The sequence below is a fragment of the [Zimmermannella] faecalis ATCC 13722 genome (assembly GCF_000381765.1).
Classification (GTDB): domain Bacteria; phylum Actinomycetota; class Actinomycetes; order Actinomycetales; family Microbacteriaceae; genus Gulosibacter; species Gulosibacter faecalis.
In genome coordinates this window covers 103,701-118,999 of record NZ_KB907077.1, presented here as the reverse complement: position 1 = coordinate 118,999, position 15,299 = coordinate 103,701, and the positions used below count along the sequence as shown (strand labels likewise).

Annotated in this window: 13 protein-coding genes; 3 read left to right on the top strand and 10 right to left on the bottom strand. The window is 68.3% G+C overall.

Annotated elements, in window-relative coordinates; translation table 11 throughout:
- Positions 1-117: 117 nt before the first annotated feature.
- The 6 genes from rpmA to G328_RS14505 all read right to left on the bottom strand — a co-directional run bounded on the left by rpmA (position 118) and on the right by G328_RS14505 (position 6,523).
- The gene (gene rpmA / locus G328_RS0106415; RefSeq protein ID WP_019618519.1) at positions 118-375 is read right to left on the bottom strand and encodes a 50S ribosomal protein L27; all 258 of its coding nucleotides are present in this window, start codon (positions 373-375) and stop codon (positions 118-120) included.
- A 19-nt stretch (positions 376-394) separates the two neighbouring features.
- On the bottom strand, positions 395-703 hold the full coding sequence (gene rplU / locus G328_RS0106410; RefSeq protein WP_026339697.1) for a 50S ribosomal protein L21: 309 nt from the start codon (positions 701-703) through the stop codon (positions 395-397).
- Between the two features lie 195 nt (positions 704-898).
- Positions 899-3,820, bottom strand: a complete 2,922-nt coding sequence (locus tag G328_RS0106405) for an Rne/Rng family ribonuclease (RefSeq protein WP_019618517.1) — start codon at positions 3,818-3,820, stop codon at positions 899-901.
- Positions 3,821-4,015: 195 nt separating this feature from the next.
- Positions 4,016-4,678, bottom strand: a complete 663-nt coding sequence (locus G328_RS14510) for a cyclase family protein (protein WP_019618516.1) — start codon at positions 4,676-4,678, stop codon at positions 4,016-4,018.
- A 4-nt stretch (positions 4,679-4,682) separates the two neighbouring features.
- Entirely contained in the window at positions 4,683-6,038 is a 1,356-nt protein-coding gene (locus tag G328_RS0106395) for a purine-cytosine permease family protein (RefSeq protein WP_235619851.1), read from the bottom strand.
- Between the two features lie 8 nt (positions 6,039-6,046).
- The gene (locus tag G328_RS14505; RefSeq protein WP_019618514.1) at positions 6,047-6,523 is read right to left on the bottom strand and encodes a nuclear transport factor 2 family protein; all 477 of its coding nucleotides are present in this window, start codon (positions 6,521-6,523) and stop codon (positions 6,047-6,049) included.
- Positions 6,524-6,693: 170 nt separating this feature from the next.
- On the opposite strand from G328_RS14505, the gene G328_RS0106385 reads away from it, so the two are divergent.
- From G328_RS0106385 to G328_RS0106375, 3 genes are all read left to right on the top strand, one after another.
- Positions 6,694-7,272 carry a helix-turn-helix domain-containing protein gene (locus G328_RS0106385; RefSeq protein ID WP_019618513.1) on the top strand — a complete coding sequence of 193 codons (579 nt, stop codon included), beginning with the start codon at positions 6,694-6,696 and terminating at the stop codon, positions 7,270-7,272.
- Positions 7,273-7,402: 130 nt separating this feature from the next.
- Positions 7,403-8,368: an agmatinase gene (speB, locus tag G328_RS0106380; protein WP_019618512.1), complete on the top strand. Its 966-nt coding sequence runs from the start codon at positions 7,403-7,405 to the stop codon at positions 8,366-8,368.
- A gap of 193 nt (positions 8,369-8,561) precedes the next feature.
- The gene (locus G328_RS0106375) at positions 8,562-9,410 is read left to right on the top strand and encodes a type IV toxin-antitoxin system AbiEi family antitoxin domain-containing protein (protein ID WP_019618511.1); all 849 of its coding nucleotides are present in this window, start codon (positions 8,562-8,564) and stop codon (positions 9,408-9,410) included.
- Between the two features lie 134 nt (positions 9,411-9,544).
- On the opposite strand, the gene ndk is transcribed toward G328_RS0106375, so the two are convergent.
- The 4 genes from ndk to ileS form a co-directional block, all read right to left on the bottom strand.
- Positions 9,545-9,958: a nucleoside-diphosphate kinase gene (gene ndk / locus G328_RS0106370; protein WP_019618510.1), complete on the bottom strand. Its 414-nt coding sequence runs from the start codon at positions 9,956-9,958 to the stop codon at positions 9,545-9,547.
- A gap of 62 nt (positions 9,959-10,020) precedes the next feature.
- Positions 10,021-10,422, bottom strand: a complete 402-nt coding sequence (locus G328_RS14500; protein WP_019618509.1) for a DUF4233 domain-containing protein — start codon at positions 10,420-10,422, stop codon at positions 10,021-10,023.
- A 2-nt stretch (positions 10,423-10,424) separates the two neighbouring features.
- Complete coding sequence (locus G328_RS0106360; protein WP_019618508.1) at positions 10,425-12,035, bottom strand: bifunctional folylpolyglutamate synthase/dihydrofolate synthase; 1,611 nt, start codon at positions 12,033-12,035, stop codon at positions 10,425-10,427.
- Complete coding sequence (gene ileS / locus G328_RS0106355; RefSeq protein WP_019618507.1) at positions 12,032-15,295, bottom strand: isoleucine--tRNA ligase; 3,264 nt, start codon at positions 15,293-15,295, stop codon at positions 12,032-12,034. Before ileS ends, G328_RS0106360 begins: the two co-directional genes overlap by 4 nt.
- Between the last annotated feature and the right edge of the window lie 4 nt (positions 15,296-15,299).

Below are 15,299 nucleotides of genomic sequence, written 5' to 3'. Positions count from 1 at the left end.
GCGAGCAAAGTCACGGTACGGCGCGGGCGGTGACCCACCGCCGCGAAAAACTGCAATGAAAAAGGGGCGGAAAGTCTCCGCCCCTTCATCAGGTGCCGCAGGTGCGGCGCACAGTGCCTATTCGGCAGCTGCGACGATGTTGACAACCTTGCGCATGCCCTTGTTGCCGAACTCAACCGTGCCGGTCGCAAGCGCGAACAGCGTGTCGTCGCCGCCACGGCCGACGTTTGCGCCGGGGTGGAACTTGGTGCCGCGCTGACGAACGAGAATCTCGCCGGCGTTGACTTCCTGACCAGCGAAGCGCTTCACGCCGAGGCGCTGGGCGTTGGAGTCGCGGCCGTTCTTCGACGAGCTCGCACCCTTCTTGTGTGCCATTTCAGTCTGCTCCTCTGGACTACTTGATGTCGGTGATCTTGACCGTGGTGAGCTCCTGGCGGTGGCCCTGGCGCTTCTTGTAACCGGTCTTGTTCTTGTACTTCTGGATGCGGATCTTCGGACCACGGAGGTCTTCGACAACCTCGGCCGAGACGGTCACCTTGGCGAGCTTCTCAGCGTCGCTGGTGATCTTGTCGCCGTCGACGAGCAGCACGGCGGGAAGCTCGACCTTGCCCGACTCATCGGCCACAACGCGGTTCATGGTGACGACCGAGCCAACCTCGACCTTTTCCTGCCGGCCACCGGCGCGCACTACTGCGAATACCACTTCAGTTACCTTTTCTCTTTGCAAATCGAACTCAATCGACCCGCGAACGAATCTTGCGTGACGTGCCGGTGCACGAAACCTGACGCTCAACTGCGCGGCCGACGCCGCGTTGCTCGAAGAGCGTGCAACAGCGACCAACTTTACTCGATTCGCAGGGTGAGCGTCAACCCTGCGAGCCGTCCCCGGCTCGACCCGCTATTCGGTCGAGATGGGGCCGGTCGTGATGCGGCGCCGACGCTTCGGCTTCGACTCCGCGGCGGGCGCTGCGGCCTGCTCGGGCGCTGCGGCCTGAGCCGGCTCGGTCGACGTCGTCTCGACGCCCGCGAGGGAGTCGAGCGCCGCGTCGAGCGAGGCGAGGGCCGCCGACGGATCGCCGGCCAGCTCGGGCTTTTCGGCCGCGGGCTTCGCCTCGGGCAGCTCGATCGCGAGCTGTTCGGGCTCCCGCGGGCTGCGCAGCGACTCGTCGGCGGTCACGGTGCCGGTGCTGATGCGGCGACGCGACTTGCGCGCGGGCGCCTTCGACTCGGATGCGTCGGGGCGCGTCGCGGGCTCGGCCGCGGGTGCCGCTTCGGTGCCCTGCGTGGCATCGCTCGGCTGCTGCTGGTCGCTGGTGTCGCGCTGCGCGGGGGCATCCTGCTTCGCAGTGTTGTCCTGCGAGTCGTCGCTGTTCTGCGCCTCGCCGCCGTTCTGCGACTCGTTGCCGTCGCGCTGATCGTTGCCCTTGTTGCGGCCGCGACCACCGCGACGCGAACGCCGGGAGCGGCGCCCCTCGCGCTCATCCCCGCCGTTGTTGTCGTTGCCATTGCCATCGTTGCTGTCGGTCGAGGTCTCCCCCGCCGCCGCGAGCACATCGGCGACCGGCTTGCCCGCAGCAGCCGCGGCAGCCGCATCCGCGAGCTTCTGCGCCGCGGCCTCGCGAGCCGCCTCGTCACCGTTCGTGCCGGGCATAGTCGACGCCGCGATCTTCGTGAGCGCGTTGCGCGCATCGTCGGTGATCTCATGCGTGCCGCCGTTCTGCGACTTCTGGTGCTTCGAGTCGGTGTTCTGGCCGCGGTTGTTGTTGCCGCCGCCGTTGCCGCCGCGGTTCGACCGCGACTTGTTGCCGCGCGACTGGTTGCCGCCACCGCCGTGGTTGACGGGGTGCGAGTGCACGACCACGCCGCGACCGGCGCAGGCGTCGCAAGGCTCCGAGAACGTCTCGAGCAGTCCGAGCCCGATCTTCTTGCGCGTCATCTGCACGAGGCCGAGGCTCGTCACCTCGGCGACCTGGTGCTTCGTGCGGTCGCGCGAGAGGCCCTCGACGAGGCGGCGGTGCACGAGGTCACGGTTCGACTCGAGCACCATGTCGATGAAGTCGATGACGATGATGCCGCCGATGTCGCGCAGGCGCAGCTGGCGAATGATCTCTTCGGCCGCCTCGAGGTTGTTCTTGGTGACGGTCTCTTCGAGGTTGCCACCCGAGCCGACGAACTTGCCGGTGTTCACGTCGATGACAGTCATCGCCTCGGTGCGGTCGATGACGAGCGAGCCGCCCGAGGGAAGCCAGACCTTGCGGCCGAGCGCCTTCTCGATCATGTCGTTCACCTTGTACTCGGTGAAGATGTCGTCGCCCGAGTAGCGCTCGACGCGCTCGAGGAGGTCAGGGGCCACCTGGCCGAGGTAGCTCTTGATCGTGTCGAGCTCCGACTGCCCCTGAATGATCAGCTGGTGGAAGTCCTCGTTGAAGACATCGCGGATGATCTTGATGAGCATGTCGGGCTCGGCGTGGAGCGTCTGCGCGCCCTTGCCGCCCGAGTTGGCGCGGCGCTGAATGTCTTCCCACTGCTTCGTGAGGCGGTCAACGTCGCGCTGCAGCTGCTCCTGCGTCGCACCCTCGGCGGCGGTGCGCACGATGACGCCGACGCCGTCGGGCAGCACCTCCTTGAGGATCTTCTTGAGGCGGCTGCGCTCGGTCTCGGGGAGCTTGCGGCTGATGCCGTTGAGCGAGTTGCCGGGCACGTACACGAGGTAGCGACCGGGCAGCGAGACCTGGCTCGTGAGGCGCGCGCCCTTGTGGCCGACCGGGTCTTTCGTGACCTGTACGAGCACCTTGTCGCCGGGCTTCAGCGCATTCTCGATCTTGCGGGCCGTGTTCGGCCCGAGCTCGGCGGCGCTCCAGTCGACCTCGCCCGAGTAGAGCACGGCGTTACGCGCGGCCCCGATGTCGACGAACGCGGCCTCCATGCTCGGCAGCACGTTCTGCACGCGGCCGAGGTACACGTTGCCGATGAGCGAGACGTCTTCGTTCCGGGCGACGTAGTGCTCAACGAGAATGTTGTCTTCGAGCACGCCGATCTGCACGCGGCCGTCTTTCGCCCGCACAAGCATCTTGCGGTCGACCGACTCGCGACGCGCCTGGAACTCGCTCTCGGTTACGACCGTGCGGCGGCGGCCGAGCTCGCGGCTCTCGCGGCGGCGCTGTCGCTTCGCGGCGAGGCGCGTCGACCCCTTGACCGCCTGCGGCTCGGTGATCTGCGGCGCCTCGGGCTCGTCGTCATCGTGGTCGTCGCGCTGGTCGCGCTGCTGGCGCTGGTCGCGGCCCGAATCGCGGCTCTCGCTACCACGCCCGCCCCGGCGGGAGCGGCTGCGGCGGCCGCTGCGCGACGAGTCGTCGTCGCCGTCGTCGTGGCGCTGCTCGCCGCGGCTGTCGCGCGGTGCCTCGGGCAGCGGCGGCAGGTCGGGGGCGAGGAAGAAGAGGGTGCGGCGCGTGATGACCTCGGGGATGCGCGGGTCGCGTTCCGGGGTCTTGACCTCGTCCTCGGTCGGCTCGGGTTCGGACGAGGTTGCCTCGGTGTCGGTCGACTCGCTGTCGGCCGGCTCAGCGTCAGCCGACTCACCCTCGGCGCCGTCGGCCTGAGCGTCATCGGCATTCGTGCCAGCCGCATCCACGTCGGCCGCTTCGGGCTCAGTTACCTTGGGCTGTGCCTCGTCAGCCTGGGTCTCGTCAGCCTGCGCCTCGTCGAGCTGCGTCTGCGCGGTCGGGGCCGCCTCGGTGTCGGGCTGCTGCGCCTCGACTACCTGCTCGTTCTCGTTCTGTGCGTCGTTGCTGGCATTGTTCTCGTGGTTGTCCACCGTCACTGGGTGCTCCTGCTACTACCGGCCAGTCGCGTCTGCGATTCCTGGTCGGAACTCTGTGTTGGCCGCGGGGTTTTCCGCGGGAAGTCTGTCGACGCTCTGCGTCGTGCCGCTGGTGCGGCCGGGGTCTCCCCCGAAAGTCTCGATGCGCTCTCGCGCACGCACTCATTATGGCACGCAACACCTTCGCTGCCCGGGTCACTTTTGTGACACCGGGCAGCAGGAGTATTCGACTTCGGCGTACGCCCGAATCGGGCTGCCGTCGCCCTCGGCGATTCGGAGCGGAACTCCGGCGAAGCGCACCCGTGCCGGCAGTTCGGTGAGCCTCCGCAGGTTCTCGACAATGAGATGGTCACCGCCGAGCACCGCTCCGTGCACCGGCAGGTCGGCGCCGTCGGAGGGGTCGGGGTTGAGGGTGTCGACGCCGAGCACGTGCATCCCCGCGTCGAGGAGGGCTCGGCAGGCGTCGGGGTCGAGGGTCGGATGCGCGAAATAGTCGGGCGTGCCCCACCGCGTATCCCAGCCGGTCGCGAGCAGCACGATGCGCGCGCCGCCGAGCCCCGCATCCAGCAGGGGCGCGAGCCGCGCGCGCGAAATCACCTCGCGCGGCGCGAGCCCCGGCAGCTGCACGACAACCGCGTCGCCGACGAGTTCGTCGAGCCCGACCGCGTCGATCGTGCGGCCGCCCGCGATCGAGTGCGCCGGCGCATCCACGTGCGTGCCGCTGTGGCTGCCGAGCTCGAGCCGGGCGACCGCGAAGCCGTCGCGCTCGAGCTCGGCGGCCGGGCGCACCGCGACCGCGGGATCGCCGGGGAACACCGGCATGCCCGAGCGAAGCGGATGCGCGAGGTCGACGAACACGCCGCTACGACTCCTCGGCAAGGTGGCGCGAGCGGGCGCCGGGTTCGGCGGTGATTCGGGTGGCCTTCACCCACACAAGATAAACGAGCGCCGACACGAGCACGGTGGGCAGGGCCGCGCCGACCGGCGACAGCCACACGAACGCGAGCACCCAGTAGGTGACACCGCCGACGACCCACGCGAGGATCGCGCCGAGGTTCCAGCCGCCCGCGAACCAGTACTTGCCGCCGCTGTGGCGCAGAATGTCGCGGTCGTACACGCCGCGGCGCGCGACGTAGTAGTCGATAATCATGACGGCAAACACCGGAATAAACGGGGCGCCGATGGTCGAGAGGAACGTCGTGAACTGGTCGAGCAGCCCGAGCCAGGTCGACCCGATCACCGAGACAATGCCGACGCCGATCGCCGTCGGCACGAACGGGAGCGGCTTCTTCAGGGGGAACGCGTGCTGCAGCGAGAGCGTCATGCCGAACACGACCATGGTGTTCGTCGCCATGACCGACAGGAACATCACGATCGCGAGCGGCGCACCGAACGCGTCGATAATCACGGTCGGGTCGAACGGGATCGCCTCGCCGCCCTCGAGCAGCACGTACGAGATCGCGACGGCGCCGAGCATCATCGCGAGCACGGTCGAGAGCGTGTAGCCGATCGCCGCGCCGGTCGCGCCGCCGCGGGGCGTGCGGGCGGGGCGGGTGAGGTCGGCCGAGAGCACGGTCCACGAGATCGCCGTGGCGAAGACGATGTCGAACACGCTGAGCCCGGTCATGCCGAGCTCGGGGTCGGCCTGCAGCTGCAGGTACTCGCTGAGCGAGTGCTGCCCGAACGCGGTGATGAAGACGTACGCCATGAAGCCGAGAATGACGATGCCGAGCAGCGGCTCGATCTTCGCGATGCCCTCGTGCCCGAAGATCGCGAGCAGCACGACGACGATCTCGCACAGGGCGGCGAACAGCGCGGGGTTCGAGAAGCCGGTCCAGCTGTAGATGAGGTAGTCGAGCGAGATGCCGGCGAGCATCGCCTGCACCCACGACCAGCCCATGAGAATCACGAGGTTCGACAGCGCGGGCACGATCGAGCCGCGCAGGCCGAACGACCCCTTCGTGAGCGCCATGGTCGACAGGCCCGTGCGCACGCCCATGACGGCGATGAGGGTGAGCACGCAGGCGCCGAGCACGGTGCCGACGACAATCCAGAGCGCCGATTCGGCGAAGGTGACGCCGGGCACGAAGAGCGTGCCGGTGAGGAGCGTCGTCACGACGAGGTTCGCGGCGAGCCAGATGAGCAGGATGCGCCCGCCGCCGAGGGTGCCGCGAATCGGCCCCTCGGCCTGGGTCGCGTCGGCAGATTCGGTGGTCACGTCATGGCTCATGCCGCTGCCTCACTTGCGTCGGTCTGGGTGTCGGCCGCGGTGTCGTCGATTGTCGAGAGGTGCTCGTGCACCGCGACGAGTTCGCCGTCGCGGCGCGTGAACACGATCGTTTCACGTTCGCGGTAGGTCTCGGTGTCGTCGCCGGTGCGGGCCGTCGTCTCGAGCTCGTGCACGAAAATGCCGCCCTCGGGGATGAGCTGGATGTGCGTCACGAGGCTGTGGCACTCGAGCACTTCCCATCCGTCGGCGCGCAGCTCGCGCCATCCCTGCTGCCACGCGTCGCGCTCGGTGTGAATCACGCCGTCGGTGTGGAACGCGAACGAGCAGTCGGGCGCGAACCGGCCGAAGTAGTCGGCCTCGTCGTTCGCTGCGAACGCGTCGACAATTGCCTGGGCGGCGGTCGCAATGTCGTCGACCGTGATGTCGGTTGCCGTTGCGTCGGCAGCGCCGGACGTCGGGATGGGGTTCGTCATTGAGTCCTCCGAGGGGGTTCTCGCCGTGGCCGGCGTCCGCGAACGTCGCGCGGTGTTCACCCAGTATGAAACATTTGTTTTCTCTAATGCAACCCATCGCGCGCGCTCGCGCCTCGCGAGGATGTGCGGGCACTGGTGGATACTGGAGGCCACCCACCGAAAGGAACCCGATGCGCGGAATCTCGCCACAGGCAGAGTCCCAGGCCGCCCGAATCGGCGCGAAGCTGCGCGCCGCCCGCCGAGCGCAAGGGCTCACGCTCGCCGAGGTTGCCTCGGGCACGGGGCTCTCGAAGGGGTACCTCTCGCGCGTCGAGCGCGACGAAACCTCGCCGAGTGTCGCGACCCTGCACGCACTGTGCCAGGTGCTGTCAGTGACGATCGGCAGTCTGTTTGATCAGCCCGATACCGCGGTCGTGCACCTCGACTCGGCGCCGCACATCAATCTCGGCGGCTTCGGGGCGCGCGAACAGCTGGTGACGCCGCGCGGGCAGTCGGCCGTGCAGGTCATCCACTCCACGATCGAGGCCGGCGCCGACGGCGGCGACGAGCTTTACACAATCAACTGCGACGTCGAGGTATTGCACATCATCTCGGGCGAACTCGAGCTGCGATTCAGCACGTCGTCGACCCGTTTGAAGCCGGGCGACACCGTGACGTTCCACGGCGACGAGCCGCACAGCTGGCACTGCAACGAGGCGACGCGGGTCATCTGGATCCTCGTGCCGGCACCCTGGAGCAGCAGGCGCTGAGCCGCACGCGTCCCGTCACCCGCTTCGCCGCGCACCCGACCACCCAGCCCGCCGGCTCGCGACTTGCGCGAGGTTCGATCGCGTCGTAGTTTCGCAATACACAACATTTGTTTTCTATTGCGAGGATAAGATGGGCCCCGACTACGTGAAGTTTGACAGCGGCAAGCTTGGTCCGGCCGACGCGAGCAAGTCGCCTCGGTTCGCCGACATTGCCACGTTCGCGCGACTCCCCCGGCTCGACGACGTCGACTCGGCTGACGTCATCGTCGTGGGCGTGCCGTTCGACAGCGGCGTGAGCTACCGCCCCGGCACCCGGTTCGGGCCCTCGCACGTGCGCGAAGCATCCCGCCTGCTGCGCCCGTACAACCCCGCGGTCGACATCGCCCCGTTCGCCGAGGTGCAGGTCGTCGACGCCGGCGACATTCCCGTGAACCCGTTCGATATCTCCGAGGCCGTCGCCGACATGGAACGCGGCGCCGACGAGCTTCGCGCGTCGGGCGCCCGGCTCGTCGCGATTGGCGGCGACCACACGCTTGCCCTGCCGATGCTCCGCTCGGTCGCGAAGCAGCACGGGCCCGTCGCGGTCGTGCACTTCGACGCGCACCTCGACACGTGGGACACCTACTTCGGCGCCCCGGTCACCCACGGCACGCCGTTCCGCCGCGCCTCTGAAGAGGGGCTCATCGACCTCGAGGCGAGCCTGCACGTCGGCACCCGCGGCCCGCTCTACAGCAAGCAAGACCTGCGCGACGACGAGCGCCTCGGGTTCGCGATCATCTCGACCGACGAAATCGAGAACGAGGGCGTACCGGTCGCGATCGAGCGCATGCGCGCGCGCCTCGGCGACCGCCCCGTCTACCTCTCGGTCGACATCGACGTGCTCGACCCGGCGCACGCCCCCGGCACGGGAACGCCCGAGGCCGGTGGCATGACGAGCCGCGAGCTGCTGCGCATGCTCCGCGAGTTCTCGGGCTTCAACGTCGTTGGCGCCGACGTCGTCGAGGTGTCTCCCGCGTACGACCACGCGCAGATCACGGCCATGAGCGCATCCCACGTCGCCTACGAAATCATCAGCGCGATGGCCGCCCACCCCTAGCGAGCCAGCCCATAACTCGGCAACCCCCGAGCGGTTGCGGCCCTCGTCTCCACCAGAGACGAGGGCCGCAACTGTTTTCCGCGCTTGACGCACGTGCTCGGCTGACTTCCGAACGCGTTGTGGATACGCAGCTGTCCACAGGTCGTCTCCAGTCCACGCCGTCTTCGTTGGGTCGAGGGGCAGGCTTCCGGCCATGCACGACGATCTCGACGCCTACCTCAACCGCAAGCACCAGGTCATCTCGACCGAGGAACTCCATGGCCTCGGTTACGACCGGCACACCATCGGCAAGCTCGTCGCGGCTGGGCGGTTAACGAGACAGCAGCGCGGCTGGTATCGCCTACCCACGACGCCGCTCACGATGTTCGGGCGCGCCCGGATCGCCCGCGGCACCGTCACCTGCCTCAGTGCGCTGCAGCACCTCGGATTCTGGACACCGGAGTTCAGGGAGCTGCACCTGCGGGTGGGCGCCTACGGGCTTGGTAAAACGTGGCATCACTTGCCCACCCTCGGCCTCCCCGAAGACCCCCTCGACAGCCACGAGGGAATCTTGCTGTGCGCCCAGGACTGCTGCGAACTCGACGAGCTCGTGGCGATCCTCGACGAGATGGCCCGGCGCGCGCTCGACATCACGGCGCTTGACGGGCACCCGCTCGCGAAAGAAAAGCTCCAGCGCGCGATTGCGCTCTCGGGGCACCGTGCCGACTCGGCGCTTGAGTCGCTCGTGCGAGTGCGGCTGGGCCAGCTCGGCATCAAGCACCGCACACACGTGAAGGTCGGTGTGTTCGAGCTCGACTTTCTCATCGGCGACTACCTCGCCGTCGAGTGCGACGGCTTTGCCTACCACTCGAATCAAGCTGATTTTATCCGCGATCGCAAGAAGGACCGCTACTTCGAGTCGCTCGGATACTCGATGCTGCGGTTCACGTACTGGGACATCATCGAGCGCTGGGACGAGTGCGAGGCGCAGATCCTCTCGATGGTCCGCACCGAACGGCACCGATACCCGTCGTCGCGCCGCGTCACACCCTTCGCGGTCTAGCCCGGAAACACGGACGATCTCTGAGATTTTGGGGTTTGAACGGGCTGAGCCCGTTCAAACCCCAAAATCTCGGAGATCGTCCAAAAATCTGCACCGCAAACCCGGCGCGACCATTCGCGTGGGTGCGAGAAGCCCTAGCTGAACCAGATGGCGAGCTCGCGCTCGGCCGAGAGCGTCGAGTCGGAGCCGTGCACGAGGTTCTCGATGACCTTCTTGCCCCAGTCGCGGCCGAGGTCGCCGCGGATCGTGCCGGGCGCCGCGGTCGTCGGGTTCGTCGCACCCGCGAGCGAGCGGAAGCCCTCGACGACCGAGTCACCCTCGACGCGAATCGCGACGGTCGGGCCCGACATCATGAACTCGACGAGCGGCTCGAAGAACGGCTTGCCGACGTGCTCGGCGTAGTGCTCGGTGAGCAGCTCGCGCGTCGCCTGCACGTAGCGCAGGTCGGTGACGACGTAGCCCTTGCGCTCGATTCGGGCGATGACCTCGCCAATGAGGTTACGGCGAACGCCGTCGGGCTTCACGAGTACGAGTGTCTGTTCGGTCATGCTTCACTCCTTGAATTCACGATTGCGGGCACGTCACCCGCAATGACGTTAGCGGGTTGCGGCTAGGTGGTGCTCGGCTCGTCGAGTTCGCCGGCCGCGCGGGCCCGCTCATACTCGGCGATGATCGGGGCGCGTTCGGCGTCGATCTTGCCGCCGCGCAGCATGCAGAACACCCACACGGCGAGGAACAGCGCGCCGACAATAAACACGGTCACTTCGAAGAAGCCGAGCAGCGTCAGCGCGATCTGCAGACCGAGCACGTACCAGCGACCCCAGGGTTTGCGCAGGAAGTACACGCCTGCGACGAACGCGAGCACGAACACCGCGCCGCCGCCGAGCGCGACGACGGGCGGGAGCGCCTCGAGGCCGAACAGGGCGAGCGCGACCAGGAACACCACGATCACCTCGAAGGCGATGAGAATCGAGCCGAGCTGCTCGGTGACGCCGCGGTACCTCCGAGCCACTCCTACTCCTCGCCCTCGCTCGGTGCCTGCTTCCAGCCCTGCTCGTGTGCGAGAGCGTACGCCTCGCCGATGAGCGTGATCGAGCCGGTGACGAGCACGCCCGCCGACTGCGGCAGCCCGTACTCGTCTTCGCCGAGCTCGAAGGCGGCGGCCTCGGCGCGCGCGGTCGCGAGCGCCTCGTCGGAGCGATCGATGACCCGCACCTGCTTCTGCTCGGAGAGTTCCTCCCCGAGCACGTCGCGCACCATCTCGGCGAGGTCGTACGCGGCAATCGCGCGTGGCGAGTCCGACTGCGTCACGATGATGCGGTCGGCGATGTTCGCGAGCGGGCGCACGATGCCCTCGACGTTCTTGTCTTCGAGCACGGCGAGCACGAGCGTGAGCTGGTCGAACGCATACGTCTCGTTCACGGCCTGCGCGAGGTGTGCCGCGCCGTGGGGGTTGTGGGCCGCATCGACGACCACCGCGGGGTTCGCGCCGACGAGCTCGAGGCGGCCGGGCGAGAGCGCCTCGGCGATGCCGGCCTCGACGTTCTCGGTGAGCAGCTCGCGCTCGCCACCGAAGAATGCCTCGACCGCCGCGAGCGCAAGCGCGGCGTTGTGCGCCTGGTACTCCCCCGCGATCGCGAGGGGCAGGTCGTCGTACTGGCCGTTGATGCCGCGCACCGAGATGAGTCGGCCGCCGACCGCCATGTGGTCGGCCGTGACGGCGAACGCGTCGGGCTCGGCATACACGGTCGCGTCGCGCTCGGCCGCGGCCGCCGCGATCTCGGCCGCCGCGTCGGCGGGCTGTGCCGCCGAAACGACCGCCGCGCCGGGCTTGATGATGCCGGCCTTCGTGCGCGCGATCTCGGTGATCGTGTCGCCGAGGCGGCCCTGGTGGTCGAGCGAGATCGGAGTGAACACCGCGACGCCGCCGTCGGCGACGTTCGTCGAGTCCCACTCACCGCCCATCCCGACCTCGACGATCGCGACGTCGACCGGGGCGTCGGTGAAGCACGCGAACGCGAGCACCGTGAGCGCCTCGAAGAACGTGAGCCGAACCTCGTTCGCCTCCTCGAGCTCCGCATCCACGATCGCGAGGAACGGCTCGATGTCGCGCCAGTTCGCGACGAGGCGCTCGTCGCTGATCGGGAGCCCGTCAATGCCGATGCGCTCGTTGAGCCGCACGAGGTGCGGGCTCGTGAGCAGGCCCGTGCGCAGGCCGTGGGCGCGCAGCAGCGACTCGGCGATTCGCGCGGTCGACGACTTCCCGTTCGTGCCCGTGATGTGAATCATCGGCCACGCGCGGTGAATGTCGCCGAGCAGCTCGCACACTCGCCGAGTGGGCTCGAGCCGCGGCTGCGGCTGCCCCTCACCGACGCGCTCCATGAGCTCCTGAAAGACCTGGTCGGCCTCGTCTTCCCAGTCGGTCTCGTCGAGCTGCCGCCGCTGCTCGGCCTCGCGCTCGCTGAGGCGTTCCTCTTCGGCGACGAGGTCGTCGGCGAAGTCGGTGTCAAAGTCGAGCCCGTCGTCGAATGGCGAGCCGCCGAGCAGCTTCGCAATGTCTTCGGCGGTCAGCTCGCCCTCGGGAAGCTCGTCGCCGAACTCGTCTCCGCGACGCTCATCGCTCATGCCTTCTCCAGTTCGATCTCGAGTGCGCCGTAGCTGTGTGCCACGGATGCGCGGGCCGGGTCGGGTGCGACCCCGCCGCTCACCTCAAGGCTAGTGGCGAGCGTCTCTCCTGCGATGAGATCGCGGTTCGCCTCGAGCGAAGCGACCGATGCGTCGTCGGTGCGCAGGGTGAGGCGGATGCGGTCGCTCACGGCGAGCCCGGCGGCCTTGCGTGCGTCCTGCACGGCGCGCACGGCGTCGCGGGCGGTGCCCTCGGCGGCGAGCTCGTCGGTCACCTCGGCGTCGAGCACGAGGATGCCGCCGCTCGGCAGCAGCGCGAGCACCTCGGTGCCGTGGCGCTCGGCGACCTGCAGGTCGAGCTCGTACTCCCCTGGCTCGAGGGCGATGCCGCCGGCGACGACCTGTCCGGCGTCGTCGACCTGCCAGTCGCCGCTCTTCGAGCCCTTGATCGCCTGCTGCACCTGCTTGCCGATGCGGGGGCCTGCCGCGCGGGCGTTCACCCGGAGCACGCGCGAGACGCCGTACTCTGCGGCGGCCTCGTCGCTGCGCGGCTGCACGAGCACCTCGCGCACGTTGAGTTCGTCGGCGACGATCGAGGCGAACTCGGCGAGTTCGTCGGCGCGATCGGTGAGCACCGTGAGCCGGCGCAGCGGCAGGCGCACGCGCAGCTGGTGCGCCTTGCGCAGCGCCTGACCCGACGACACGACCTCGCGCACCGCATCCATCGACGCGACGAGCGACGGGTCGGCGGGGAACGCCTCGGCGTCGGGCCAGTCGGTGAGGTGCACCGAGCGCTCGCCGGTGAGGCCGCGCCAGACGGTCTCGGTGACGAACGGCGCCAGCGGTGCGGCGACGCGACACAGCGTCTCGAGCACGGTGTAGAGCGTGTCGAACGCGGCGGTGTTGTCGTCGGCGCGCTCACCCTCGCGGCCCTCCCAGAAGCGGTCGCGCGAACGGCGCACGTACCAGTTCGTAAGCACCTCGGCGAAGTCGCGCAGGCGGTTTGTCGCGTTCGACGCGTCAAGCTCGTCGAGGTCGGCGCGCACCGCCTCGATCGTCTCGCGGAGCTTCGCGAGGATGTACCGGTCGAGCACGTGCGTCGAGTCGGTGCGCCACTGGGCGTCGTACCCGGGCGCATCCGGCCCGCCGGCCGTGTTCGCGTAGGTCGTGAAGAAGTAGTAGGTCGACCACAGCGGCAGCAGGAACTGACGCGTCGATTCGCGGATGCCCTCTTCGGTGACGATGAGGTTGCCGCCGCGCAGCACCGAGCTCGAGATGAGGAACCAGCGCATCGCGTCGGAGCCGTCGCGGTCGAACACCTCGCGCACGTCGGGGTAGTTGCGCAACGACTTCGACATCTTGCGCCCGTCGGAGCCGAGCACGATGCCATGCGACACGACGTTCTTGAACGCGGGGCGGTCGAATAGCGCCGTCGAGAGTACGTGCATCATGTAGAACCAGCCGCGCGTCTGGCCGATGTACTCGACGATGAAGTCGGCCGGCGAGTGCGAGTCAAACCACGACTCGTTCTCGAACGGGTAGTGCACCTGCGCGAACGGCATCGAGCCCGAATCGAACCAGACGTCGAGCACATCGGGGATGCGCCGCATCATCGACTTCCCGGTCGGGTCGTCGGGGTTCGGGCGCACGAGCTCGTCGATCGCGGGCCGGTGGAGGTCGGTCGGCCGCACGCCGAAGTCGCGCTCGAGCTCGTCGAGCGAGCCGTACACGTCGACGCGGGGGTAGTTGTCGTCGTCGCTCTTCCACACGGGGATTGGCGACCCCCAGTAGCGGTTGCGCGAGATCGACCAGTCGCGGGCGCCCTCGAGCCACTTGCCGAACTGGCCGTGCTTCACGTTCTCGGGCACCCAGGTGATCTCTTCGTTGAGCTCGACCATGCGGTCGCGGAACTCGGTCACGCGCACGAACCAGCTCGAGACCGCCTTGTAGATGAGCGGCTGCTTGCAGCGCCAGCAGTGCGGGTACGAGTGCACGTACGACTTCTGCTGGAACAGTCGACCGGCCGCCTTGAGCTCCTGCACGAGCGGCTTGTTCGCGTCGAACCAGAGCTGCCCCGCGACGGGCGCGACGTCGGCGAGGAACTTGCCGCCCGAGTCGAGCGAGAGGATCGTCGGGATGCCCGCCGCGTCGTTCAGCCGCTTGTCGTCCTCACCGTAGGCGGGCGCCTGGTGCACGATGCCGGTGCCGTCGCTCGTGGTGACGTAGTCGTCGACGAGCACCTGCCAGGCGCGCTCCGTGCCCCACTTCTCGGTGTCGGTGTAGAAGTCGAACAGGGGCTCGTAGGTGACGCCGGCGAGGTCGGCGCCGGCGACCCGCGTCGTGACGGCGGCGGTCGCGTCGTCGGCCGACTCGTAGCCGAGCTCCTTGAGGTAGGCGGGGATGCGCGCCTCGGCGAGCAGGTACGTCGCCTGCCCGTCGGCCGTGGGCAGCACGGCGTAGTCGATCGCGGGGCCGACCGCGAGCGAGAGGTTCGTCGGGAGGGTCCAGGGCGTCGTCGTCCAGGCGAGCGCCGAGACACCGTCGATCCCGAGCTCAGCGGCGCGGGCACCCGTGAGGGGGAACGTCACGGTGACGGTGTTGTCCTGGCGGTCCTGGTAGACGTCGTCGTCCATGCGCAGCTCGTGGTTCGACAGCGGCGTCTCGTCGTTCCAGCAGTACGGCAGCACGCGGAAGCCCTCGTACGCGAGGCCCTTGTCGTAAAGCTGCTTGAACGCCCAGATCACCGACTCCATGAAGGGGAGGTTGAGCGTCTTGTAGCCGTTCTCGAAGTCGACCCAGCGGCCCTGGCGCTCGACGTAGTCCTGCCACTCCTGCGTGTACTTGAGCACCGAGGCCTTCGCGGCGGCGTTGAACTCGCCGACGCCCATCTCCTCGATCTCGTCCTTCGTCGTGATGCCGAGCTGCTTCATCGCCTCGAGCTCCGCGGGCAGGCCGTGCGTATCCCATCCGAACACGCGGTTGACCTGCTTGCCGCGCATCGTGTTGTAGCGCGGGAACACGTCCTTCGCGTAGCCGGTCAGCAGGTGGCCGTAGTGCGGCAGCCCGTTCGCGAACGGCGGGCCGTCGTAGAACACCCACTCTTCGGCGCCGTCGCGGCGGTCGATCGACGCCTGGAACGTGTCGTCGGTGCGCCAGAACTCGAGCACCTGCTGCTCGATGCTCGCGAACGAGGGCGATGCCGGCACCTCGGCGCCCGGGCCGAATGCCGAGCCGTTCGACTTGGGATACGTCGCGCTCATGTGG

Bases quoted from the DNA above. Each gene is read 5' to 3' on its own strand.
- rpmA (WP_019618519.1), bottom strand. From the start codon at position 375: ATGGCACACAAGAAGGGTGCGAGCTCGTCGAAGAACGGCCGCGACTCC.
- G328_RS14505 (WP_019618514.1), bottom strand. From the start codon at position 6,523: ATGACGAACCCCATCCCGACGTCCGGCGCTGCCGACGCAACGGCAACC.
- G328_RS0106385 (WP_019618513.1), top strand. From the start codon at position 6,694: ATGCGCGGAATCTCGCCACAGGCAGAGTCCCAGGCCGCCCGAATCGGC.
- speB (WP_019618512.1), top strand. From the start codon at position 7,403: ATGGGCCCCGACTACGTGAAGTTTGACAGCGGCAAGCTTGGTCCGGCC.
- G328_RS0106375 (WP_019618511.1), top strand. From the start codon at position 8,562: ATGCACGACGATCTCGACGCCTACCTCAACCGCAAGCACCAGGTCATC.
- ndk (WP_019618510.1), bottom strand. From the start codon at position 9,958: ATGACCGAACAGACACTCGTACTCGTGAAGCCCGACGGCGTTCGCCGT.
- G328_RS0106360 (WP_019618508.1), bottom strand. From the start codon at position 12,035: ATGAGCGATGAGCGTCGCGGAGACGAGTTCGGCGACGAGCTTCCCGAG.
- ileS (WP_019618507.1), bottom strand. From the start codon at position 15,295: ATGAGCGCGACGTATCCCAAGTCGAACGGCTCGGCATTCGGCCCGGGC.